Below are 22,785 nucleotides of genomic sequence, written 5' to 3'. Positions count from 1 at the left end.
GATTCTCCATCACAATCAATACAGTAGTCAAAATTAACCTCAGTATCAAAAACAACTACATTATATTTTTTCAAAAAATCAATATAAGAATTGTTTGAATCTATTTTTAACTGTAACTTTGAAATACGTTTATCAATATTTTTTGGAACATTATATTTTGATTTAAGCATTCTAACTCCTAAAATATTGCTCATGTATAAGTATTAAGGCTTAGTCATTGTTGTGATTTATCTTTTTTTGTTATAAAAAATAAAATGATGAAACATTTTATATTAATACCAAAATTTCCATCTTTTTGATGTAAATTAAAATATTACATAGTGTATATATGTAATATTACCTTATCGTTTTAACTTATTATATAAGAAAAATAACCTTTTATTTGATATTGTTAATTTATAAATATTATTGTTAATAAAAACTGATTAATTTTTAAATAAATACGTATAGCCCAAATATAGAATCAAAAAACGATCATATTTATTGCTTATTTTTAATGATTATTTTTTTTAACCTTTTAATTTCATTAATTAATTTTGGAATATCTTGTCGTGCGTGTGCAATAAATTCTTGATCATCTATTGTTCCACCAATAAGTTCAATATTTTTTCTACGATTACATTCAGTTCCTGTGAGAATAAAATTTGAGCCACTAGTATGATCTCTACCTTCTACATATGATATCCATGGTCCCTTTGTTGCTTTTTCACATCGCTGAATTATTAGATTCAATTCATCATCTGATATTTTATTGTTATCTTGCATTAATGACTCCTTTTGAGGTTTGATTTGGTTATGAGTAGGTGTCATGGATCTTCAGATTGCTTCGTACATACCACCTCTATTATTTTGTTATTCTGGTAATATTGTTGCCTATATTGGACTGGCGATAACTTACCTTCAGTTGTGGTGTATACGATTATAATAAATTTAAATATATTCATAATGTTATTAGTCAGGTTCCTTATTCTAGTAACAACATGAATAATATATGTTTTAAGTGTATAAGAAAAGCTCAACGGCTGTATTATCGCAATAAGTAGCTTTTAGTATGTTGTTATGTGTTTGTTTATTGTTAATTCAACCTGTATTCAAAATTAGTAAAGTCGTGGGTAGATCACTTTAATAATACCATTTTTCCGTTCAGAAATGAGATACAAAACAAACTAATTTTTTATTAAAAAAACAAATCATCTTACTTTGTGTGTGGGTTTCATTTTGCATCTTGGTCCATTTATCGGTATAGTGATACTATCATTATTGTTTGGTTATAAATCATAAATATAAACGCCATGTCTGTTTATCAGAAAATTATTGTTATTGTTTTTGTTGGATTAATAAAGATTAGTTTTTTATATGCTAATGATAATCAGCAACTTCAATCTTTACGTCACGCTATTGAAGAACAAGAAAAACGTTTAGCACAACAAAAAGAAGAGCGTAATCAGTTGGTTAATAATCTTAAAGAACAAGAAACCAAAATAGCTAACCTTCTAACCTCAATTGAAAAGAATGACTTATCACTTAAGAAACTCGATCAAGAAATCAATAAGTTGATTGAACAAATTGATATATTAACTATAAAACAAAAACATCAACGAATTATATTATCAAAGCAGCTCGAAAGTGCATTTAAACTAGGCAAAACAACTGGTTTGGAGTTAATTTTTTCGGGCGAAAAGAGCGAACGTAATGATCGTATAATTGCTTATTACAGCTACATTAATCAAGCACGACAACAGCAAATTCACAATCTTCAAGATACTCAAACCCAATTGATCGAGAAGAAAATTGAGTTACAAAAAAAACAAGTTTTGCATAAAGAATTACAAATTAAACAGAAAGAACAACAAGTAGGACTTGAAAAAAATCGTCAAAATCGACAAAACACGATAAATTCTCTTGAATCATTGATGCAATTAAATCAACAAAAATTAACCGACTTGCGTAATAATGAAGCTAAACTACAGGCTAAAATTGCTCAAGCTGAACGTAAAAATAGACGTATTGCAGAAGAAGAAGCAAAACAAGCAAAATATATTGAAGAAAAGCAGAATAATTCTCGTTATACTCCTAATCCTGATGAGCTAGCATTAATGGCTCGCGTAAGTGGTATTGGTAAGCCACAACATCAGTTTAATTGGCCAGTGAATGGTAATATTGTACATCAATTTGGAGAATCACTCCAAGGTGAGCTACGTTGGAAAGGGATGGTGATTAATGCTAAAGATGGTGCTCAAGTTAAAGCCATTGCTGGTGGACGGGTCATCTTGGCTAGTTGGTTACAAGGTTATGGTTTTGTTGTTGCATTAGATCATGGTAAAGGTGATATGAGTTTATATGGTTATAACCAGCGTATTTTAGTTGAGGTGGGTGATAAGATTCATATTGACCAACCTATTGCATTGGTTGGTTCAAGTGGTGGGAAAAACATATCTGCTTTATATTTTGAGATTCGCCGTGATGGTAAGGCACTTGATCCGAGAGAGTGGTTAAAGTAATGCGTTGTTTTATTAACCTTTTTTTTATCATTTTCTTAGTGCTAAATTCCAACTATATATGGGCAGCAAAACTTGCAATAGTCATTGATGATTTTGGCTATCGCCAGCATAATGAAGAGCAAATAATTTCATTTTCTCCTAATATTACTATTGCAGTTTTACCAAATTCGCCTAATGCTAAACGTATTGCAACTATAGCCCATAATAATGGTAATGATGTGTTAATTCACTTACCTATGGCTCCATTAGGTAAACAGCCACTAGAAAAAGACACTCTATTTCCTTCGATGGATGAAGCTGAAGTAAACCGAATAGTGACAAATGCTGTTGAACAAGTGCCTTATGCTATTGGAGCTAATAATCATATGGGAAGTTTGATGACAGCAGATCTTACTGGTATGATAAAAGTTATGAAAGCATTAAGTCAATATTCGATGTTTTTTTTAGATAGTAAAACAATCGGTAAGACTCAAATAAAAAAAGCTGCTAGCTACTATAACATCCCAGTATTAACGCGTGATGTATTTTTAGATGCTCAACAAAAAGAAAGTGCTATTAGCTTGCAATTTGATTTGGCTGTAAAATTGGCTCGAAAAAATGGTGTTGCTATTGTTATTGGCCATCCACATCCACAAACGATTAATATATTAAAACAGAAGCTTGCAAATTTACCTTCAGATATTGAACTGGTTAAGATAAGTCAATTAATTACGGCAATACCAGCTTCAGTTAATCATAAAACTACACTAAAAGACATTTTTGGAAAATGTAAAAAACGCATTGAGGAAATATCGAATTTTAAAATTGAAGAAGAATAGTCATTACTTTTTTTCTAAAGTTCGGTGGCGAATTTTTACTTGTTTGTTTTGTGCTTTAAAAAATGAGGCCAATTGTTCAGCAATGAAAACAGAGCGATGTTGACCACCAGTACATCCAATAGCAATGGTTAAGTAACTGCGGTTGTTTTTTTCTAATAAAGGTAGCCATTGATTTAAGTAATTGGCAGTCTGATAGATAAAATTGGATACTTCATTGTGTTGTAATAAATATTCTTTTACCGGCTCATCTAATCCTGTTAATGGGCGCAAATTCACTTCCCAATGTGGGTTAGGTAAAAACCTGACATCAAATACAAAATCAGCATCAATGGGTAAGCCATGTTTAAAGCCAAATGATTCAAAAATAAAGGTTAATTCACGCTCTTTTTTACCTAAAATACGTGATCTTAATATGTCTGATAGTTCATGTACTGATAGGTCATCGGTATTTATAACTAGGCTTGCGTTAGATTTTAAAGGTTCTAGATATTTTTCTTCAAGATCTATTGCTTCTTCAAGAGAATAGTGTTGATTGGTTAATGGATGTATCCGTCGTGTTTCACTATAGCGTCGAATTAACGTATTACGACTACAATCGAGGAAAAGTATTTCAGGTGTCACCGATTCGGGCAAACGTTGAAATATATCATTATTAAAATCAAATTGTTCAGGCAAATTTCGAATATCAATGCTAACTGCAACTGGCGTGTTGTGGTTTTTTAATGAGTTGGCTAATTGAGGTAATAAAGCAACTGGGATATTATCAACACAATAAAATCCCATATCTTCTAGAGCGCGTAGGGCGATTGATTTTCCCGATCCAGAGCGACCACTTACTATCATTACAATCAAAATATTAACTCCAATATCATTAATGTATTAAGTATATACTGTTTACTTCTTGATATGCAATTTCGAGTATAAATAAGTTTGCTAAGCAGTTTTAATTTTTTCAATCAATTGTTTTAGAGCTTGACCTCGATGTGATATTTGGCTTTTTTGTTCTTTTGTTAGCTGTGCTGCGGTGCAGCCTAGTTCTGGTACATAAAAAAGTGGATCATAGCCAAATCCCCCATCACCTTGTTCTTCATTTAAAATTAAACCATCCCATTTTCCTAAGCAGATGATAGGTGTTGGGTCGTTTTCGTGTCGCATAAAAACTAGCGCACAATAAAAGTAAGCGGTACGTTTTTCTTTTGGGATATTTTGTAATGCTTTAAGTAATTTTTGATTGTTACTTTTGTCGTTACCGTGTTCACCTGCATAACGAGCAGAATAGATCCCAGGTTGCCCATCAAGTGCATCGACCGCTAAACCAGAGTCATCAGCAATGGCGGACAGTCCAGTTAATTTGGCAGTATGTCTTGCTTTTAAAAGTGCATTTTCAATAAATGTTAAGCCTGTTTCGTCGGCATCCGGTATATTAAATTGGCTTTGTGCAATAATATCAAAACCTGCATTAGCGAGTAATATTTGCAATTCATTGACTTTGCCTTGATTATTCGTTGCTAAAACAATTTTTTGCATTTTAATTTCCTTTATATCAGTTGTTTATCTTTTATTCGCATGAGCAGATTTTATATAATGGTCGCTAATTTTATATTTCTATTTTTAAAAATCAGGTTCGCAGCTAAACGTCATACTTTCGCCTGTTTTAGGATGGTTAATTGTTAGTAATTGAGCATGCAATAGCAGCCTTTTAGACATAGTAAAGGCTTCAGGGTGGGCATAGAATTTATCGCCTAAAATAGGGTGACCAATGGCTTGCATATGTACCCGTAATTGATGTGATCGCCCAGTAAACGGAAATAATTGCACTCGTGTTGTGTTGTCTGGATTGCGTGAAATGACTTGATACTCTGTCAGCGCATGTTTGCCATTTTCTAAATCGACCATTTGCCTTGGTCGATTGGGCCAATCACAAATTAGGGGTAATTCAACACGACCAGAATCTTGCTCAAGATGCCCATGCACTACAGCAATATAGGTTTTTTTAGGAATACGTTCACGAAATTGTTTTTTTATCTCTCGATCGGCGAGTTTAGAAAGTGCGGCAACCATGATACCACTGGTTGCCATATCTAACCGATGCACGGATTCGACGTAGCTATATTTTTGTTGCAATCGGTGAATAATACTATCAATAAATTGAGGTTTATTGCCCGAAACCGACAAAATACCCGGTTGTTTATTTACAACCACAATATGGTCGTCTTGATGCAAAATCGATAGCCAAGGTTCAATAGGTGGGTGGTATTCCAAAAGCATTTATGTGTGACGTTTGTAAAATAAAATTATCACACATTCTAACAAACTCAACAAAAAGTGCTAGTTTTATAAATAAAGTCATTTACTCCAGATTGAATTTTTTGAGGATAAAAAGAACTGAGATATTAATACAGCCAAACCAACAATAAAATAGCAAGCAAAAATAATAATCATCCATTGTGACATTTCAATTGTTAGAAACGTCCAAATTTTATCGGCACATGAACCATAAGCATTAAACAAACTAGGAAACCACGAATCTAATGGTAGCCAAGTAGGAAAGTGTACGTTAATTGAGCAAGTATCATTTAGATTAGGTTCAAATTGTAGATGAGCATGAAATGTTGCTAATGAAAAGCCTTTATAGGCGCTAAAAAGCCAAATGAAAATACCTATTAATCGAACAAAAATGTTGCGAGGAGCAATTATTCCAATAATGCTAGCCAACATGATACCAAAAATAGCGCAACGCTGATAAATGCAGAGAGTACAAGGCGCAAGCCCTAAACCATGTTGAAAATAAAGTGCGGTTATTTCAAAAGTAAAAGTAGAAAAGAACAATAAGAACCAAGCCAATCTAGCTTGTGAGTATTGATTAAGCAATGATAACATACTATTTTATTCCCTCAGATTTCGCTATAATCTTTCTTCTTTAATTATATTGAATATAATCTATCTTATTTTTACTACGATAGTGTAGTTTATTTTTGAGTAATGTAAAACGATTTTATTTATTGACGGCGGATTAATCATTCCTTATGCACTCAACGGTTCCACATACAAAACTACAAGTCTCATTTGTTACTATTTCTGAGGAAAATGCGACACAGCGTATTGATAACTTTTTAATCACCTATTTAAAAGGTGTGCCAAAAAGTATGATTTATCGCATTTTAAGAAAGGGTGAGGTTCGTGTTAATAAAAAACGGATTAAACCTGAATATAAATTAAATATTGGCGATGAAATTCGTATTCCTCCTGTTCGTATGACTGAAAAACCCACGCCAGAGATTTCGACCAAGCTTAATAAAGTCGCTGATTTAGAAAAGGCAATCATCTATGAAGATGAGGTAATGTTGGCAATTAATAAGCCATCAGGTATTGCTGTTCATGGTGGTAGTGGATTAAGTTTTGGCGTGATTGAAGGATTACGCGCCTTAAGACCTGAAGCGAAATTTTTGGAGTTGGTGCATCGCATAGATCGCGAAACATCGGGCGTGTTATTGATTGCCAAAAAACGCTCAGCACTAAAAGCGTTACACGAGCAGTTGCGCCTGAAGCAAATGCAAAAAAATTATTTGGCACTTGTTAAGGGGAATTGGCCTTCTGAATGTAAAGTAATACAAGCTCCACTGCTTAAAAATGTATTAAAAAGCGGTGAGCGTGTGGTAAAGGTTGATAAAGAGGGTAAGCCTTCTGAAACGCGTTTTAAAGTTGAGGAGCGCTTCAATTTTGCCACTTTGATTAAAGCAAGTCCTGTTACAGGGCGTACACACCAAATTCGCATACACACTCAATACGCAAGCCATCCAATTGCTTTTGATGATCGTTATGGCGATAGGCAATTTGATGCGTTATTAGCTGATACTAAGCTTAATCGTTTATTTTTACATGCAGCAAGTGTAAGATTTATTCATCCTAAAAGTTTGCAAGAAATGCAATTAAATGCACCAATGGATGATGTTTTGCAGACTTGCTTGTCGTATCTAAGAAAAGATAAATATGAAAAAACGGAATCTTAAAATAAAAAAGGTAGTTAGTACGAATGAAAGATATTAATTTATATTTAATTAGACATGGTCAAACGCAGTGGAATATTAAAGATCAGATGCAAGGTTCTCAAAATTCACCTTTAACAGATCAAGGTATTTTGGGTGCTAAAGTGACAGGACAACATTTAAAAAATGTGCCTTTTATGCAAGCATACTCAAGTACACAACAACGAGCTATGGAAACTCGAGATTATATTGTTAAAGAAAATAATATAGTTATTCCTACTTTTGAGCTTGCTGATCTGCGTGAGATGGATTTTGGCATTTGGGAAGGCAAGAAAGTCCCTCAATTGAAAAAGGAGTTTCCAGAATTTACTACTTATTTGACAGATCCTGCTAATTTTGATGCTTCGGTCAATCAAGGTGAAAATTATTTTGATACCCTTTTGCGTATGAAGCAGGGGTTAAATACTATTGTAAAAAATGCACCTCAAGATACGGGTAATATTTTGGTTGTGTCACATGGAACGGTATTACGTATATTACTTTGTGTTTTAAATGGTGGTGATTGGCGTTTACATCGTGATGAGGATTATTTCCCTCGAATGTTAAATACTAGCATTAGTGTGGTTAATTATAAGCAAGATAATGAACAATCTGAAGGGACATTTACTGTAAAATTCTTCAATAATGTGGATCATTTAGCTGATAAATAAGTATTTTGTTATCTTCTCGACTAATGGGTGTGTAAATAATTAGTCGAGAAGGTTTTGTTAATAAAATTATCGTTTATAAGCTGCATAACGTTTTTGTAGCTGTTTTAATTGATTAATTCTTGCATCAATTTTGGAAATCATTGTCTGATCGCCTTTTGTTTGATTCTTAGCATTTTGTAGTAGTTGAATGGATTGTTGAAATTGACCTTCTAATGCAATTAATTCCGCTCTAGCACTCATTTCTTTTGCTCTTGCATGTAATCCCCCGTAAGCAGTAACGAGTAATTCCCATCCATTTGAGTCATCATTATGGTCAAAAGTATAGCGATGTAACAAGCTTACGGCTTGTTGATAGTTTTTGTTTTTTATATACGAATTAGCCAAGTTTAGTTGCAATGCAGAACTGTTTGGTGCTTTTTTTAATGCTGCTTGTAGGCGAGTTATTGCAGTGCTGCTATTGTTGAGCGCTAAATCAATATCAGTCATTAAATCAATATACCAAATATTATTGGGATCACTATCTAATAATGGCTGTAGTTGTTGTTTCGCTTTTTGATTATTTCCACTTAGATTATCAGCTAAAGCATTAGCATAAATAATAGCTGTTTTACTTTGTTCATTGTTTAGTTTTTTATAATCTTCAACTAATAGCTTTGCGGTATTTTTATTTTTAGCCATTAATATGGCCAATCGAGCTTTCGCTAAATAGTAGTTTAATGACGGAGATACATTTTTTTTGCTATATTGCAATGAACGATTTCGAATATCGGTTAATCGGCTGTTAGGTAATGGGTGAGTAAGTAAAATTTCGGGAGCTTTACTACTAAATCGGCTTTGATCGGCAAGTTTTTGTAGAAATTCTGATGAAGCATAAGGATCAAACCCTGCTTTAGCAAGCGTTCTTAAACCAACACGATCGGCTTCTTGTTCATTACTTTGCGTAAAACTAATCATATTTTGAGCTGATCCTGCCATGGTGCTTGTCATTGCCGCCATGCCAGCTTCGGGATTGGCTAATGTTAGTAGTAGAGAGCCTAATGTTGCACCCCAAACATAAGGGCTATTACGGTTTTGGTTTTCCATTGCTCTGGCTAAATGGCGTTGGGTGACATGGCCAATTTCATGAGACATAACAGAGGCTAATTGACTTTCATTGTCGGTGTCTAATATTAGTTTAGAATGAATGACGACATTTCCACCAAAAAAAGCAAATGCGTTAAGTACGTCACTTTTCATAATATAAAAATGGAATGGCGTTTTTACTGATTCTGATTTTGATACTAATTTTTTGCCTAGATCATTAATATATTGGTTTAAAACAGGGTCGTTTATTATGGGAGCACTTGCTCGTAACATTCGCATATAATAATCGCCCATTTCCATTTCTTGGCCAATGCTAAGCGTTGTGGCTGCCGCAGTACCAATATCAGGGAGGTTAATATTATCAGCATAAACGATAGATGTACTTTGTAATAATAATGAGGTGGATAATACCAATGCGATTGTTTTTTTTAACATTATTCTAACCAATTAAAATAAGAGTTGCGTTGATTTATTCTAGCTGAAAAAAACAACAATATCACTTTGAATTTATAATTAAGGGTTTAACTTATTTGATGTAATATGTGTTATGAATAATAATGTTTATTCTTGAATTGGTAAAATAACAACAACTATATTAATACGTTGTTGTTATTTTGATTTTTATGCTTGGATTTATTATGCTTTTTGACGGCGGCTTTGGATAAATTCAATGATTTTGTTAACTTTCACCATTTCTTTATCACCACCGGAACGGTGTTTGTATTCCACTTCTCCATTATCGAGATTGCGTTCACCAATTACGATAGTGTGAGGGATCCCGATTAGTTCCGCATCAGCGAACATCACGCCAGGGCGCTCTTTTCTATCGTCAAATAAAACTTCAATGCCAGCAGCTTGTAAATCAGCATAAAGTTTTTCGGCTGTTGCTTGAACTTTTTCGGATTTGTGCATGTTCATTGGAATAATGACAACGCTAAATGGAGCAATCGCTTCTGGCCATACAATACCACGATCGTCATGACATTGTTCAATTGCAGCAGCTACAATGCGGCTTACTCCAATGCCGTAACAACCCATAATCATAACGTGGTTTTGTCCATCTTCACCTTGGACTGTTGCTTTCATTGCTTGTGAGTATTTAGTACCAAGTTGGAAGATATGTCCCACTTCAATACCTCGTTTAATTTGTAATGTGCCTTTGCCATCAGGGCTAATATCTCCTTCAACCACATTACGGATGTCTTCAATGCGAGGTAAAGCAGTGTCACGTTCCCAATTGATATTAAAATAGTGTTTATGGTCAATGTTTGCACCAGCACTAAAGTCGCTCATAACAGCCACATCACGATCGATAATAATTGGCATGTTTAGATTTATTGGACCTAGCGAGCCTGGCCCTGCATTCACAATCGTACGGATTTCTTCTTCGGTTGCAAATTCAAGTGGTGAGGCAACGATATCGATTTTTTCAGCTTTGATTTCATTTAATGTATGATCACCTCGAACCAGTAAAGCTACTAATTGATGACCACTCTCTTTCGTGGCTTTAACCATCAAGGTTTTTACGGTTTTTTCAATCGGTAAATTGAATTGTTCGACTAATTCGTCAATAGTTTTGGCATTAGGAGTATCGACTAACTCCATTGCTTTTGTAGGTTCAGCGCGTTTTTGTGTTGGTGCTAATGCTTGAGCCATTTCTATGTTAGCCGCATAATCAGATTCGGTTGAAAAAACAATATCATCTTCGCCACTGTCGGCTAATACTTGGAACTCATGTGACCAGTTACCACCAATTGATCCTGTATCAGCACGCACCGCTCTAAAGTTTAAACCAGCACGTGTAAAAACTGCGCTATAGGCTTTATACATTTCATCATAAGTTTCTTGTAATGATTCTTGTGTAGTATGGAAAGAGTATGCATCTTTCATAATAAATTCACGTGAACGCATCACACCAAAGCGAGGGCGTACTTCATCTCGAAATTTGGTTTGAATCTGATATACGTTAAGTGGTAATTGTTTATATGAGCTAACTTCATTACGTAGTAAGTCTGTAATGACTTCCTCATGAGTTGGGCCTAGAACAAAATCACGGTCGCCACGATCTTTAATACGTAATAATTCAGGGCCATATTGTTCCCAACGTCCGCTTTCTTGCCAAATATCAGCAGGCTGTACAACTGGCATTAATACTTCTATTGCACCGGCTTTATTCATCTCTTCACGGACAATATTTTCTACTTTTTTAAGTACGCGGTAACCAGTGGGAAGCCAGGTATATAATCCAGCAGCCACTTTGCGGATCATGCCTGCACGTAACATTAATTGATGGCTAATGACTTCAGCATCAGCAGGGGTTTCTTTTAACGTAGAAAGAAGATATTTACTGGTTCGCATAAATTTATCCTAAAAAATTTATTTATAAATATATATGATAAAAATGTGAGCTAGTTTAGCAGTACCAAGCGTAACACTAAAGTAATTTTATTGTTATTTTTAATATGGAATTCTTGTAATACCTCCAACTCAGCATTAATAAAGTATGTTTTTAAATTATAGTCGCTAAATACAGATTATTTGGCTATAGAATGGCAGTATGTTTTACTTTTTTGTATCAATATTAATACTTTATTAATTTTTATTTTGCTAGGTATCAAATTGGATATTTTTCATCATATTGATTATATTTAATTTTTTGTTGTTTGTGTGATAAAGATCACTTTGTAAAAGTTATTAAATTGATATCATATGCGCAGAATTTTAGATTGAGGAGTAGTTCAAAATGAGTACGTTAATGACTAACGAAAATGTAATAGATTCATGTAAAGAATCAAAATTACCTAAATGGCAAAAAAGTGATACGTTATGGATGCTTAGCCTTTATGGTACAGCGATTGGTGCTGGAGTACTTTTTCTACCAATTAATGCAGGTGTCGGTGGGTTAATTCCGTTGCTGGTTATGTTGGTTCTTGCCTTTCCTATGACATTTTTTGCTCATCAAGCTTTGTGTCGATTTGTATTATCAGGTAAAAGTCGCGATGGCGATATTACCGTTGTTGTTGAAGAGGCTTTTGGGCGCACAGCAGGAAACTGGATAACTGTACTTTATTTTTTTGCAATTTACCCAATATTATTAGTATATAGCGTTGGTATTACAAATACAGTAGATAGCTTTATGGTTCATCAATTAGGAATGGAGTCATTACCACGAGCTTTACTTTCATTTGTTTTAGTTGCATTTTTAATGTCAATTGTTCACTTTGGCGAAGAACTTATTGTTAAAGTTATGTCAATATTAGTTTTTCCATTTATTGCCGTTTTAATGATTTTAGCGTTATTTTTAATTCCTGAGTGGAATGGTGAAATTTTTACCAATTTGTCTTTTGGTAGTAGTGACGGAGAACAAAGTATTTTAATGACACTTTGGTTAGTTATTCCTGTTATGGTTTTTGCATTTAATCATTCACCAATTATTTCATCTTTAGCGGTAGCTAAACGTAAAGAATATGGTGACGTTTATGCTGAACCTAAATGTACTAGAATTATTGCAGCAAGCAATATCATGATGGTTGTAACAGTGATGTTTTTTGTTTTTAGTTGTGCGCTTTGCTTGTCGCCTGCTGAACTTTTAGATGCAAAAGCTCAAAATATCTCAACGTTGTCATATTTGGCTAATCGATTTAATTCACCTGTTATTGAGTATATTGGTCCTCCAATTGCATTTATTGCAATGGCTAAATCGTTTTTAGGTCACTATCTAGGTGGTAAAGAAGGATTTAATGGTGTTGTTAATAAATTTTTGCGTAGCCGTAATAAAACAATTTCAGAAAACAAACTTGATAAATTAGCTATTGCCTTTATGTTTGTAACTGCTTGGGGGGTTGCAACATTAAATCCAAGTATTTTAGGTCTTATTGAATCACTTGGTGGTCCAATTTTAGCTGTGTTGTTGTTTTTAATGCCAATGTATGCAATTCATAAATTACCTGTACTAGCAAAATATAAAGGAAGGCTAAGTAATGTGTTTATTGTTGTTATGGGATTAGTTGCAATTTCAGCCGCTATCTATAATTTATTATAAAATTTAATTTATGGGTAATTACCACTTACTTGTTTATTTAATATATAAAACCTACTGGCATTCGTTGGTAGGTAAATACAGCTACTAGTAAAATAATCTACCGATATAGCAAGAATTAACTATTAATGGGTATTAAAACTTATTTTCATAATTTCAAAAGTGATACCTAGGTATTAGTATGGGGTAAGTGGCAAGATGATTATTGGTTATTTTATTAGCAAAAGTTAATTCGTAAAGATATCACTAGGATAGCAGTATTAATTTATGTTTTGCATCAAAAGGGAAAAATATGAGTTCGGTATTTGAAATATTTAAAATTGGCATTGGACCTTCAAGCTCACATACAGTAGGACCAATGAGGGCAGGGAAGGCATTCATAGATCAACTAATCAGTAATAATATGATGGCATCAGTAACAAAAATTGTGGCTGATGTTTATGGCTCTTTGTCGTTAACAGGCAAAGGTCATCAAACAGATATTGCTATTATTATGGGATTAGCTGGCGAAAAACCTGATTCTGTTGATATTGATAGTATTCCAAGTGTTATCGAAAAACTTAGCCAAACTCAGCGGTTATCTATTTACAATGATCGTTATGAAATCGATTTTCCGTTGGAAAGTTGTATGGTGTTTCATTCTAAATTTTTACCATTACATGAAAATGGTATGACTTTGAGTGCATATAGCGGCGATAAATTAGTTTTTCAGAAAACTTATTATTCTGTTGGCGGTGGCCAGGTTGTTGAAGAAGAGCAATTTGGTCAACAAGAGCAGGATTCAGTAAAATTTCCTTATCCATTTGCTTCAGCTGAGCAATTATTAAAACATTGTGAAGATAACTCATTATCAATTTCTAGTATTATGATGAAAAATGAGTTGCAAATACACTCTTATGAAGAAATTGAATCCTATTTTTCTCGTGTTGGGCAAACTATTTTGGAATGTATCAAACGAGGTATGAATACAGAAGGGCTATTACCAGGACCACTTAAAGTTCCTCGTCGTGCGTTTTCGTTATACCGTCAATTGTCTACCACTAAGGATAAATTTATTAGTGATCCAATGGTGATTATTGATTGGGTAAATATGTTTGCGCTTGCAGTTAGTGAGGAAAATGCAGCAGGAGGACGAGTGGTTACTGCGCCAACAAATGGTGCATGTGGTATTATACCTGCTGTGCTCGCTTATTATGATAAATTTATTAATCCAGTTACACCTGATATTTATATTCGTTTCTTTCTAACTTGTGGCGCAATAGGACAACTTTATCAAATAAATGCTTCTATTTCTGGTGCAGAAGTGGGATGTCAAGGGGAAGTTGGCGTTGCTTGTTCTATGGCTGCGGCAGGACTTGCTGAGCTTTTAGGCGGTAATCCTCAACAAGTATGCATGGCGGCAGAAATAGCAATGGAGCATAACTTAGGCTTGACTTGTGATCCAGTTGCAGGCCAAGTTCAGGTTCCTTGTATTGAGCGAAATGCCATTGCCGCAGTAAAATCGATAAATGCGACAAGAATGGCTTTAAGACGAATTACTGCAGCAAAAGTATCTTTAGATAAAGTTATTAAAACGATGTATGAAACAGGAAAGGATATGAATGCAAAATATCGAGAAACATCGCGTGGTGGGCTAGCAATTACGGTTCATTGTAATTAGGGTGTTGCTATTTTTCTGTCGAATTCGCCGATTGTAAAATCGGCGAGACATTAGATTGTATTTAATGTTTCCAGTGCATAGTATTAACTTTAGAGCGCAAGAAATCATTTTCAGTTAGTACATCTACCCGTTCAGTTTTTACTTTTCGTTGTTTTCTTTTTCGTTTTGGTTGTTCTGCTGAGGCAATATGGATAACTTCGTTATAGGCAAGTAAATTATTAAGCTGATCAAGTTCGCCTAATCCACGGAGGACGGAAATTAATGTTTGTAATGTAATTGATTCGCCTTGTTCAATACGTTTTATTGTGGCAATGCCAATTTTGGATTTTTGCGCAAGTTCTAGTTGAGATAAATTTTTCTCAATTCTGGCTAATTTTATTCTACGACATAGCATAGCAATCATGTCGGTAGTTTCATTCATGAAATATCCTTTTTTTTGATATGCCACATGATGTGGCATATATCATATTGCTATTTATATTATTTTTAGACTAGCGGTTATTGTTCTTGGTTTTTTATTTGTTTCTTCTTTAAGTTTTCTAAAATCTTTTTATGGATACCATTAAAGCCACCATTACTCATAATTAAAATTGCATCGGTTGGTTTAGCTGATTTTGTGATCATTTCAACCAACAAATCAATATCACCACTCCAGTAAGCGGGTTGAATACAAGCATCAACCACATCAGCCACTAGCCAAGGTAATTGTTCTGGTTGGAATATAAAAATTTCATCAGCTCGACCAAGTGATGGGGCTAGTTCATCTTTAGATACCCCTAATTTCATCGTATTTGAGCGTGGTTCAAGTACGGCTAGAATGCGACGATTAGCTCCTATTTTACTGCGTAATGCTTCTAATGTGGCTAAAATTGCAGTTGGGTGGTGGGCAAAGTCATCATAGATTTCAATATTATTAACTTCACCATAAAGCTCTAATCGTCTTTTAGCATTGACAAAAGAACCTAGTGCTAAACAAGCATCAGCAGGCTCAATGCCCACATTATGGGCGGCTGCAATTGCCATTAGTGCGTTATGCATATTGTGTTCGCCAACTAATGAATATTTTACTTCGCCTACTTTTTTATTGTTAAAGTAAACCGCAAAATGACTCGCATCATTATTCATACGTTGTGCTAACCAGCCGTTTTCTGATTCTGTGAATGCTTTTTGGCTCCAACAACCTTTAGCTAATACTTGTTTTAAATTTACATCTTCTTGTGGTGAGATAATTAATCCATTGCTTGGCACTAAACGAACTAAATGGTGAAATTGTTTTTGAATAGAACTGAGATCATCAAAAATATCTGCATGATCAAATTCTAGATTATTCATGATAAGTGTTTTTGGGCAGTAATGCATGAATTTTGAACGTTTATCAAAGAACGAGCAATCATATTCATCTGCTTCAATAACAAAATAATTGCCTTCACCTAATCTTGCGGATACATCAAAATTACCCGGTACACCACCAATAACGAATCCTTGCTTGTAATCTTGCTTTTCTAAAATCCAATTGACCATACCCGCAGTTGTAGTTTTACCATGAGTTCCAGCAATAGCTATGACCCAACGATCCCGTAATACATTGTCATGTAACCATTGAGGTGCTGAAATATAAGGAATGTTATTATCTAAAAGATATTCTACACAAGGGTTACCTCTTGATAGCGCATTGCCAATAATGACTAAATCAGGTCTTGATGTCAGTTGTGATGGATCATATCCTTCAATGATATCAATGTGTTCTTTTTGTAAAAGTGTGCTCATTGGTGGGTAAACATTTTTATCTGAACCCGTTACTTTATGACCTAGAGAGCGAGCTATTAAAGCAATCCCTGCCATAAATGTGCCACAAATTCCAAGAATATGAATATGCATTTTGAATCCTTAACATTGTATAAAAGTTATATCGATAGTATTGGGTAACCATTGCTTATTTGATTGGTAAACAGATGTAAATTCAGAGCAACCTTGTAATTATAATCGATTCTGATTGTTTATGCGAGTGGCCATAGATGCCGAACCATTAATAGTGGAGCTTGGTTGCCACGAAATTCATCAACATCTAAATGGTATACTATTTTCACATTTTTTATCGATTGATCAGGCCATAGTTGTCTATTTACATTAAAAAAGACCCCTTCAATAAGTGGACCACCGTTTTGGGGTTCTAGTACTAGTTTTAGATGTTTGTCTGAAAGTAATCTCTGTTGATGAATAATGAATTCACCGTCAAAAATGGGAGTGTAGAATCCTTCTCCCCATGGTCCTGATTCTTTTAATTGTTTGGCGATTTCGTAAGTAAGATCTTGGCTATCTATTTCACCGTCAGTTTCAATAATTGGTTCTAGCAAATCTGGTTCTAAGCGTGCATCTAAAAGTGTTTCAAAATTATTTTTAAAACGTTCTAAATCTTCTTCTCGAATAGTTAACCCAACAGCCATTGCGTGACCTCCAAAACTGATTATTAGATCAGGATTTTTCTGATTTAATTCATCAAGAAGATCGCGTAAATGAACGCCTTTAATTGAACGTCCGGAGCCCTTTAGAAAACCATCTTCTGTTGAAGCGAAAGATATGACTGGTCGATGATATTTATCTTTTAAACGTGACGATAAGATCCCAATAATGCCTTGATGCCATTCTGGATGATGAAACACGAGTGAATTAGGAATTGTGATATTTTGTTTTTCAATTTCTTGAATGAATGATAAGGCCTCTTTATGCATCATTTGCTCAATTAACTTTCGATCACTATTGAGATTATCCAAATCCATAGCTTTGTTAATTGCTGAATCATAATTATCACAAAGTAGTAATTCAACTCCCAATGACATATTATCCATTCTACCTGCTGCATTTAATCGTGGCGCTATATAAAAAGCTAAATCGGTAGACGTAAGATTAATAGGATCTTTTTTAGATACCTGTAATAAGGCTTTGATGCCCTCACAACAATAGCCAGCTCGTATTCTGTTTATACCCTGATGAACTAAAATACGGTTGTTATGATCAAGTCTAACCACGTCAGCAATAGTGCCTAAAGCAACTAGATCTAATAAATTTGCTACATTATATTCAGCTAAATTGTTGTCGGAGAACCAATTTTCTTGCCGTAATTTTGCTCGTAAAGCTAGCATAAAGTAAAAAGCTACACCCACCCCAGCTAAATGCTTAGATGGAAATGTACAATTAGGTAAATTAGGATTGATTATGGCATCGGCATTAGGTAGTAGCTCAGGGCATAAATGGTGATCAGTAATAATGACTGACAATCCTGATTGCTTAGCAAAATCGACAGCTTCAATAGCAGATATTCCGTTGTCAACGGTAATAATAAGTTGTGCATTTTGTAAAATGGCTTTTTTAACAACCGAAACACTTAATCCATATCCATCATTAAAGCGATCAGGAATGATATAATCAACAAATTGGTAGCCCATATTTTTTAAGGCTCTGATGGTTAAAGCAGTACTGGTGGCACCATCAGTATCAAAATCACCAACAATCATGATTTGCTGATTATTTTTCATTACTGAATAAAGAATTTCGACTGCCTTTTCAATACCATCTAGTTTATCGTAATTACATAGATTGCGTGTGGTATAATCAAGATCTTGCATGCTAGTAATACCACGCAATGCATAAATCCGTTGTAATAATAACGGAATATCATCAGAAAATTCTGGAAGTACTTCAGGTAATTTGCGATGTTTTAATTTACTTTTTTTCATAATTTATATGCTAGCGCATTTGCGCTAACATGTGTTTTCATTTTAATTTACATTTTAGTAACAATAATTTTTATTTAGTTTTTGTGATCAAGAAATTCAATTAGTTTATCTGCAGGCACGTAACCTGAAACAAGTTGGCCGTTAGGTAAGACAATTGCAGGTGTGCCGCCAATCCCTAACTTTTTACCGACATTAAATTGTTGTGTTACATAAGGTATCATGCTGCTTGCTGGCGAAATTGTATTACCTTTGTATGCATTGTCAAATGCAGCTTTGCGGTCAGCCATGCTCCAAATAGATTGCATGTTTTTGCCAACATCACTGTTAGCACCTGCTCGAGGGAATGCAAAATAGTGAACTGAAATACCCGCTTCTAAATACTTATCAATATTTTCATGTAACAGTTTACAGTAATGGCAAGTATAATCAGTAAATACTGAAATGATGTATTTTTCATTTTTAGCTTTATAAATAATGGCATCTTTTTCAATTGATTTTATTAGGCTAAGATTGATGCTGTTAGCAATGTTTTCTGGTTCATCACCTTGTAAATCAAAAATAGAGCCTTGAATTAAGAATTTACCATCTTTACTAACGTATACAATACCTTCTGGTGTGCTAACGCTTTTAAAATCTTTAATTGGACTATCAAAAATTTTTGATTCTTTGCTATCGTAACCAAATTTATCTAAAGCTTTTGCAATTTCATTATTATTTGCTAATACTGAACTTGAAATTAACGCTAAACCTAAACATATAACTAATTTTTTCATTCAATTATCCTTATTTTTGTCAATTCTATGCTCGAGGATGATGTTTACTATGTAACTGTTTTAACCTTTCTGTTGCAACATGTGTATAAATTTGTGTAGTTGATAAACTGCTATGCCCAAGCAACATTTGAACGACGCGCAAATCTGCTCCGTGATTAAGAAGATGTGTTGCAAAAGCATGTCGAAGCACATGAGGAGAAAGTGCTTCAATATTTATACCGATTAGTATGGCATAATATTTAATTCGATGCCAGAAAGTCTGTCGTGTCATTTTTTTTCCTAATCGGCTTGGAAAAAGCACATCAATAGGTCCATTTTTTAAAAGATCATTTCTTGCATATTTAAAATAATATTCAAGCCAATAAATTGCTTCTTCTCCAAGTGGGACTAAGCGCTCTTTATTACCTTTACCAATTACTCTTACTACACCTTGACGTAAGCTAACATCGCTAATTTCTAAATTTACTAATTCAGATACGCGTAAACCGGTGGCATAAAGTACTTCCAACATCGCTTTATCCCTAAGTTCAATGGGATCTTCTATGCTTGGCGACTCTAGTAGCGCATCGACTTGCGATTCAGTTAAGTCTTTAGGTAATTTTTTAGGAAGTTTGGGGGATGATAATACTGCAGAAGGGTCATCAGTGCGATAATTTTCTTGATATAAATACTGAAAAAAACGTTTAGTTGCACTAAGCAAACGTGCTGAACTACTTGCTTTATACCCATCTTCTACTCGTTGCATTAAAAAGTTTTGTAAATTAAGTGCTTGAGTTGTTAGGAATGTGACATTTTGTTGTTGTAAAGATTGACTTAATGCTAACAAATCAAGTCTATAAGAAGCAATGGTATTTTCAGCTAAGTTCCTTTCTAGCCACAATGAATCTAGAAAACGGTCTATTAACATTTTATTTTGGGCAGGTGTATCTTGGCTAGACATCAAAATTATCTCTACATTACGTTTATTCTTTATATTATATACTAGCTGTCAATAAGTTGCAGTTTAAGTAAAAATTGCTATTTTTAGTTGTACAAATTTCTACACATTAACAAAAGTCAGGTTATTTAAATCGCTTATTCAATAAAAAGGTTAAGTAGCTGTCAATTACTTGCTTAACTAACAGAAATTATTCATATTAAACAACATTCATTTAACATTTTAAAAAAAAAAAGATTAAATTTCACACTAAAATTGTGTATGCTTTTTAGCTAAGCTGTCTGTTGCTTGAACTCAGTAATGCTGAGTATAAAAAATAATTAAATAGATAGACTGATTTTAAAATTGGATATAAGGAGGAGGAAAAGCATGTCAAACGAACTTAATCGTCTTCTGGAGCAACTTGGTGAAGGTTTTGGCGATTTAATGGCGGGTTTGAGTGGGGTTAGCCATAATCGCTATACCTTAACGGTTGACGCGCTGGAGGCGCCGATTTCGGTTTTACATGTTGAGGTTGATGAGTCGTTAAACCAGCCTTGGCGTTATGTGATTACTTTTACCAGTACTGACAAAACCTTATCGCCTGATTCCTTTCTTAATCAAAAATCGACCTTCTCCTTTAATCCTGTTATCAACAAACCATTAACTTCCGCTATCCGCTCATTAAGTGATTTGCCCACGTTGAGTAATAAACGCACCTTGCATGGGTGATTACCGAGTTTAGTCAGTTATCGGTTAATAAAGATGAAGCCCATTATCAAGTGGTGTTATCCTCGTGCTTAGCACGTAGGTTGGCACAAAAAATGTGCCTAAATTGGCTAATAGGCGCCCTAACGTGGCATTAACGAAGCATACGTATGCCTTAAGAATGTTACGTAAAGGGTATGTTTATGTATTTGTTGACTGCTGGTAGCCAAGCTATGACGAATGGATGTGGATAAATAACTATATGGCCTTTTCGGATAATAATTTGGATAGGGAGTTGATGCCAGAAGAAGAGTTCACATGGCCAATCAAAGTCAACTGGCCAGAAGAAATCGACAAAAAATCCAAAGCCAGCTCGCTTGAAGAGTATCAGAAAATAGATGCCGAGTATAAAAAAATTAAGGAATAAATAATCTCCAAAGTACCGTGGCGATAGACCAAAAAGTTGCCGAATTAAGGGTAAAAGCGAAAAAAGTGATTGGCATATTACATTACTGGCAAGGTAAAGACGCCAAATCGCCACTACACATTGAACGTATTATCAATTAAAAAAACAAAAAAGGGAGAACGTAATAATGCCATCCAAATATCAACCGCAAGTTTCCGCATGGCGACAGGATTTGCATAAATGGGTATATACAACAAAATTACATTTAAGTAATAATAAAAAATTACGTTATGCTAATGATGATTATTGTGAATTTTCTCGGCGTTTAGGGGGGGGTATTTTGCTCGTTGGATTACAATATTTTTTTCCTCAATTTTTGTTTTACTATCATTATTCGCTTTATATATGGGCGTTTTCGTTATTATTACAGAAATTGATGGTAGAATCCTAACAATATCAGTTAGTTTATTATTATTATTTGTCGCTTATTTTCTTTTTCAATTCTTACTAAATACACTGTTTGCCCCCGAAGATTGTCCTATTCGTTTTAATCGAAAAACAGGTAAAGTTTATGTTTATGAACATTTTATCTTATATTTTGGAGCATGGATAATTCTTATTCGTTCACCCTTTAGAGCTAAAGAGATAACGGTTAAAGAGTTTAATTGGGCAGATATTCAAGGGTGTATGACCTCAGTATCAGTTCCTCTTGCTAGTGGCGGAATGGTTAGAAGCTATCGTCTAGAATGTGTAGTATGCGAGCCTAATACCACTAAAGTGATTGACCACTTTCTACTAGCAGCCTATAGCAGTTTAAACTATTACGAATGGATGTGGATAAATAGCTATATGGCGTTTTCGGATAATAATTTGGATAGGGAGTTGATGCCAGAAGATGAGTTTACATGGCCAATCAAAGTCAACTGGCCAGAAGAAATTGACAAAAAATCCAAAGCTAGCTCGCTTGAAGAGTATCAGAAAATAGATGCACAATATCAAAAGGTGGAAATTAATAATATAAAAAATAAAGGAAATGAAACATGAGTAAATTACGCGGAGTTATTCGGTTAGGCGATTTGACAGATCATGGAGGAAAAGTCATTACTGCTTCATCGACAATGACAGTTTTAGGCAAACCCGTTGCTCGAGTGGGGGATTTAGTCAGTTGTCCAATAAAAGGCCATGGAATTAATCCTATTATTGAGGGTGAATCAACTTTTTCCGATCAAGGTAAGCAAGTCGCTTTAGATGGTCATAAAAGCAGTTGTGGTTGTTCTTTAATCTCATCAATATCCGAGGTAGGAAAAAGTTAATGTCTATCGATTTAACATTACTGCCAGCTCCGTTGTCTGATGCTAAAAAAATGAATTTTTGGTGTAATAGTCTTTACTTAATCTGACGTTTGAGTTATTTTATAACACAAAAAGGAGAGTCAGAAATGAATCAAACTG

General features: G+C 34.3%; 24 protein-coding genes. 12 read left to right on the top strand and 12 right to left on the bottom strand.

All coding sequences use genetic code 11. The features are described from left to right. Positions 1-480: 480 nt before the first annotated feature. Positions 481-765 (bottom strand): hypothetical protein, encoded by a 285-nt coding sequence (locus tag J6569_RS09310; protein ID WP_296300865.1) that lies wholly within the window; start codon positions 763-765, stop codon positions 481-483. Positions 766-1,292: 527 nt separating this feature from the next. Between J6569_RS09310 and envC the strand changes: the two genes are divergently transcribed. After that, positions 1,293-2,501 (top strand): murein hydrolase activator EnvC, encoded by a 1,209-nt coding sequence (gene envC, locus J6569_RS09305; RefSeq protein WP_065590652.1) that lies wholly within the window; start codon positions 1,293-1,295, stop codon positions 2,499-2,501. Next, entirely contained in the window at positions 2,501-3,319 is an 819-nt protein-coding gene (locus J6569_RS09300; RefSeq protein WP_174798965.1) for a divergent polysaccharide deacetylase family protein, read from the top strand. Before envC ends, J6569_RS09300 begins: the two co-directional genes overlap by 1 nt. A 3-nt stretch (positions 3,320-3,322) precedes the next feature. Here J6569_RS09300 and rapZ read toward each other — a convergent pair whose 3' ends face one another. The 4 genes from rapZ to dsbB form a co-directional block, all read right to left on the bottom strand. Then, the gene (gene rapZ, locus J6569_RS09295; protein WP_174798966.1) at positions 3,323-4,171 is read right to left on the bottom strand and encodes an RNase adapter RapZ; all 849 of its coding nucleotides are present in this window, start codon (positions 4,169-4,171) and stop codon (positions 3,323-3,325) included. Positions 4,172-4,252: 81 nt separating this feature from the next. Continuing rightward, positions 4,253-4,846, bottom strand: coding sequence for an XTP/dITP diphosphatase (locus J6569_RS09290; protein WP_174798967.1), 594 nt, complete (start codon positions 4,844-4,846; stop codon positions 4,253-4,255). Between the two features lie 84 nt (positions 4,847-4,930). Then, entirely contained in the window at positions 4,931-5,587 is a 657-nt protein-coding gene (gene rluA, locus J6569_RS09285; RefSeq protein ID WP_065590656.1) for a bifunctional tRNA pseudouridine(32) synthase/23S rRNA pseudouridine(746) synthase RluA, read from the bottom strand. A 78-nt stretch (positions 5,588-5,665) separates the two neighbouring features. After that, entirely contained in the window at positions 5,666-6,199 is a 534-nt protein-coding gene (gene dsbB / locus J6569_RS09280) for a disulfide bond formation protein DsbB (RefSeq protein ID WP_065590657.1), read from the bottom strand. Positions 6,200-6,345: 146 nt separating this feature from the next. Here dsbB and rluC point away from each other — a divergent pair, with 146 nt between their 5' ends. Further along, positions 6,346-7,329 (top strand): 23S rRNA pseudouridine(955/2504/2580) synthase RluC, encoded by a 984-nt coding sequence (rluC, locus tag J6569_RS09275; protein WP_065590658.1) that lies wholly within the window; start codon positions 6,346-6,348, stop codon positions 7,327-7,329. A gap of 23 nt (positions 7,330-7,352) precedes the next feature. Further along, positions 7,353-8,015 (top strand): histidine phosphatase family protein, encoded by a 663-nt coding sequence (locus J6569_RS09270; RefSeq protein ID WP_296318311.1) that lies wholly within the window; start codon positions 7,353-7,355, stop codon positions 8,013-8,015. A 66-nt stretch (positions 8,016-8,081) separates the two neighbouring features. Here J6569_RS09270 and J6569_RS09265 read toward each other — a convergent pair whose 3' ends face one another. Both J6569_RS09265 and proS read right to left on the bottom strand, forming a co-directional pair. Further along, positions 8,082-9,533 carry a M48 family metalloprotease gene (locus tag J6569_RS09265; protein WP_296318310.1) on the bottom strand — a complete coding sequence of 484 codons (1,452 nt, stop codon included), beginning with the start codon at positions 9,531-9,533 and terminating at the stop codon, positions 8,082-8,084. 201 nt (positions 9,534-9,734) lie between these two features. Beyond that, positions 9,735-11,456, bottom strand: a complete 1,722-nt coding sequence (proS, locus tag J6569_RS09260) for a proline--tRNA ligase (protein ID WP_065605765.1) — start codon at positions 11,454-11,456, stop codon at positions 9,735-9,737. Between the two features lie 397 nt (positions 11,457-11,853). Between proS and J6569_RS09255 the strand changes: the two genes are divergently transcribed. Next, positions 11,854-13,140 (top strand): serine/threonine transporter, encoded by a 1,287-nt coding sequence (locus J6569_RS09255; protein ID WP_366941260.1) that lies wholly within the window; start codon positions 11,854-11,856, stop codon positions 13,138-13,140. 289 nt (positions 13,141-13,429) lie between these two features. After that, a complete protein-coding gene (locus J6569_RS09250) occupies positions 13,430-14,797 on the top strand; it encodes an L-serine ammonia-lyase (protein ID WP_296318308.1) in 1,368 nt (455 codons plus the stop codon). Positions 14,798-14,858: 61 nt separating this feature from the next. On the opposite strand, the gene J6569_RS09245 is transcribed toward J6569_RS09250, so the two are convergent. The 5 genes from J6569_RS09245 to xerD all read right to left on the bottom strand — a co-directional run bounded on the left by J6569_RS09245 (position 14,859) and on the right by xerD (position 20,244). Further along, on the bottom strand, positions 14,859-15,218 hold the full coding sequence (locus J6569_RS09245) for a helix-turn-helix transcriptional regulator (protein ID WP_065605767.1): 360 nt from the start codon (positions 15,216-15,218) through the stop codon (positions 14,859-14,861). 77 nt (positions 15,219-15,295) lie between these two features. Beyond that, complete coding sequence (gene mpl, locus J6569_RS09240; protein WP_065561549.1) at positions 15,296-16,675, bottom strand: UDP-N-acetylmuramate:L-alanyl-gamma-D-glutamyl-meso-diaminopimelate ligase; 1,380 nt, start codon at positions 16,673-16,675, stop codon at positions 15,296-15,298. Between the two features lie 119 nt (positions 16,676-16,794). Next, positions 16,795-18,531 carry a single-stranded-DNA-specific exonuclease RecJ gene (recJ, locus tag J6569_RS09235; protein ID WP_296318307.1) on the bottom strand — a complete coding sequence of 579 codons (1,737 nt, stop codon included), beginning with the start codon at positions 18,529-18,531 and terminating at the stop codon, positions 16,795-16,797. Positions 18,532-18,605: 74 nt separating this feature from the next. Further along, positions 18,606-19,304: a bifunctional protein-disulfide isomerase/oxidoreductase DsbC gene (gene dsbC / locus J6569_RS09230; protein ID WP_296318306.1), complete on the bottom strand. Its 699-nt coding sequence runs from the start codon at positions 19,302-19,304 to the stop codon at positions 18,606-18,608. A gap of 25 nt (positions 19,305-19,329) precedes the next feature. Next, positions 19,330-20,244 (bottom strand): site-specific tyrosine recombinase XerD, encoded by a 915-nt coding sequence (xerD, locus tag J6569_RS09225; RefSeq protein WP_296206915.1) that lies wholly within the window; start codon positions 20,242-20,244, stop codon positions 19,330-19,332. 366 nt (positions 20,245-20,610) lie between these two features. Here xerD and J6569_RS09220 point away from each other — a divergent pair, with 366 nt between their 5' ends. The 6 genes from J6569_RS09220 to J6569_RS09195 all read left to right on the top strand — a co-directional run bounded on the left by J6569_RS09220 (position 20,611) and on the right by J6569_RS09195 (position 22,647). Continuing rightward, on the top strand, positions 20,611-20,952 hold the full coding sequence (locus J6569_RS09220; RefSeq protein ID WP_296318305.1) for a hypothetical protein: 342 nt from the start codon (positions 20,611-20,613) through the stop codon (positions 20,950-20,952). Positions 20,953-21,190: 238 nt separating this feature from the next. Continuing rightward, the gene (locus J6569_RS09215) at positions 21,191-21,355 is read left to right on the top strand and encodes a hypothetical protein (RefSeq protein WP_296318304.1); all 165 of its coding nucleotides are present in this window, start codon (positions 21,191-21,193) and stop codon (positions 21,353-21,355) included. Positions 21,356-21,372: 17 nt separating this feature from the next. Beyond that, positions 21,373-21,495, top strand: a complete 123-nt coding sequence (locus tag J6569_RS09210; protein WP_296318303.1) for a hypothetical protein — start codon at positions 21,373-21,375, stop codon at positions 21,493-21,495. A 26-nt stretch (positions 21,496-21,521) separates the two neighbouring features. Next, the gene (locus J6569_RS09205; protein ID WP_296318302.1) at positions 21,522-21,785 is read left to right on the top strand and encodes a hypothetical protein; all 264 of its coding nucleotides are present in this window, start codon (positions 21,522-21,524) and stop codon (positions 21,783-21,785) included. After that, positions 21,740-22,378: a DUF6708 domain-containing protein gene (locus tag J6569_RS09200; RefSeq protein WP_296318301.1), complete on the top strand. Its 639-nt coding sequence runs from the start codon at positions 21,740-21,742 to the stop codon at positions 22,376-22,378. The genes J6569_RS09205 and J6569_RS09200 overlap by 46 nt, the downstream gene beginning before the upstream one ends. Then, the gene (locus tag J6569_RS09195) at positions 22,375-22,647 is read left to right on the top strand and encodes a PAAR domain-containing protein (protein WP_065590731.1); all 273 of its coding nucleotides are present in this window, start codon (positions 22,375-22,377) and stop codon (positions 22,645-22,647) included. The genes J6569_RS09200 and J6569_RS09195 overlap by 4 nt, the downstream gene beginning before the upstream one ends. The last annotated feature ends 138 nt before the right edge of the window (positions 22,648-22,785 follow it).

It is taken from the genome of Gilliamella sp. (genome assembly GCF_024104075.1).
GTDB classification, from domain to species: Bacteria; Pseudomonadota; Gammaproteobacteria; order Enterobacterales; family Orbaceae; genus Gilliamella; species Gilliamella bombi.
This window is presented reverse-complemented; position numbering and strand designations above follow the sequence as displayed.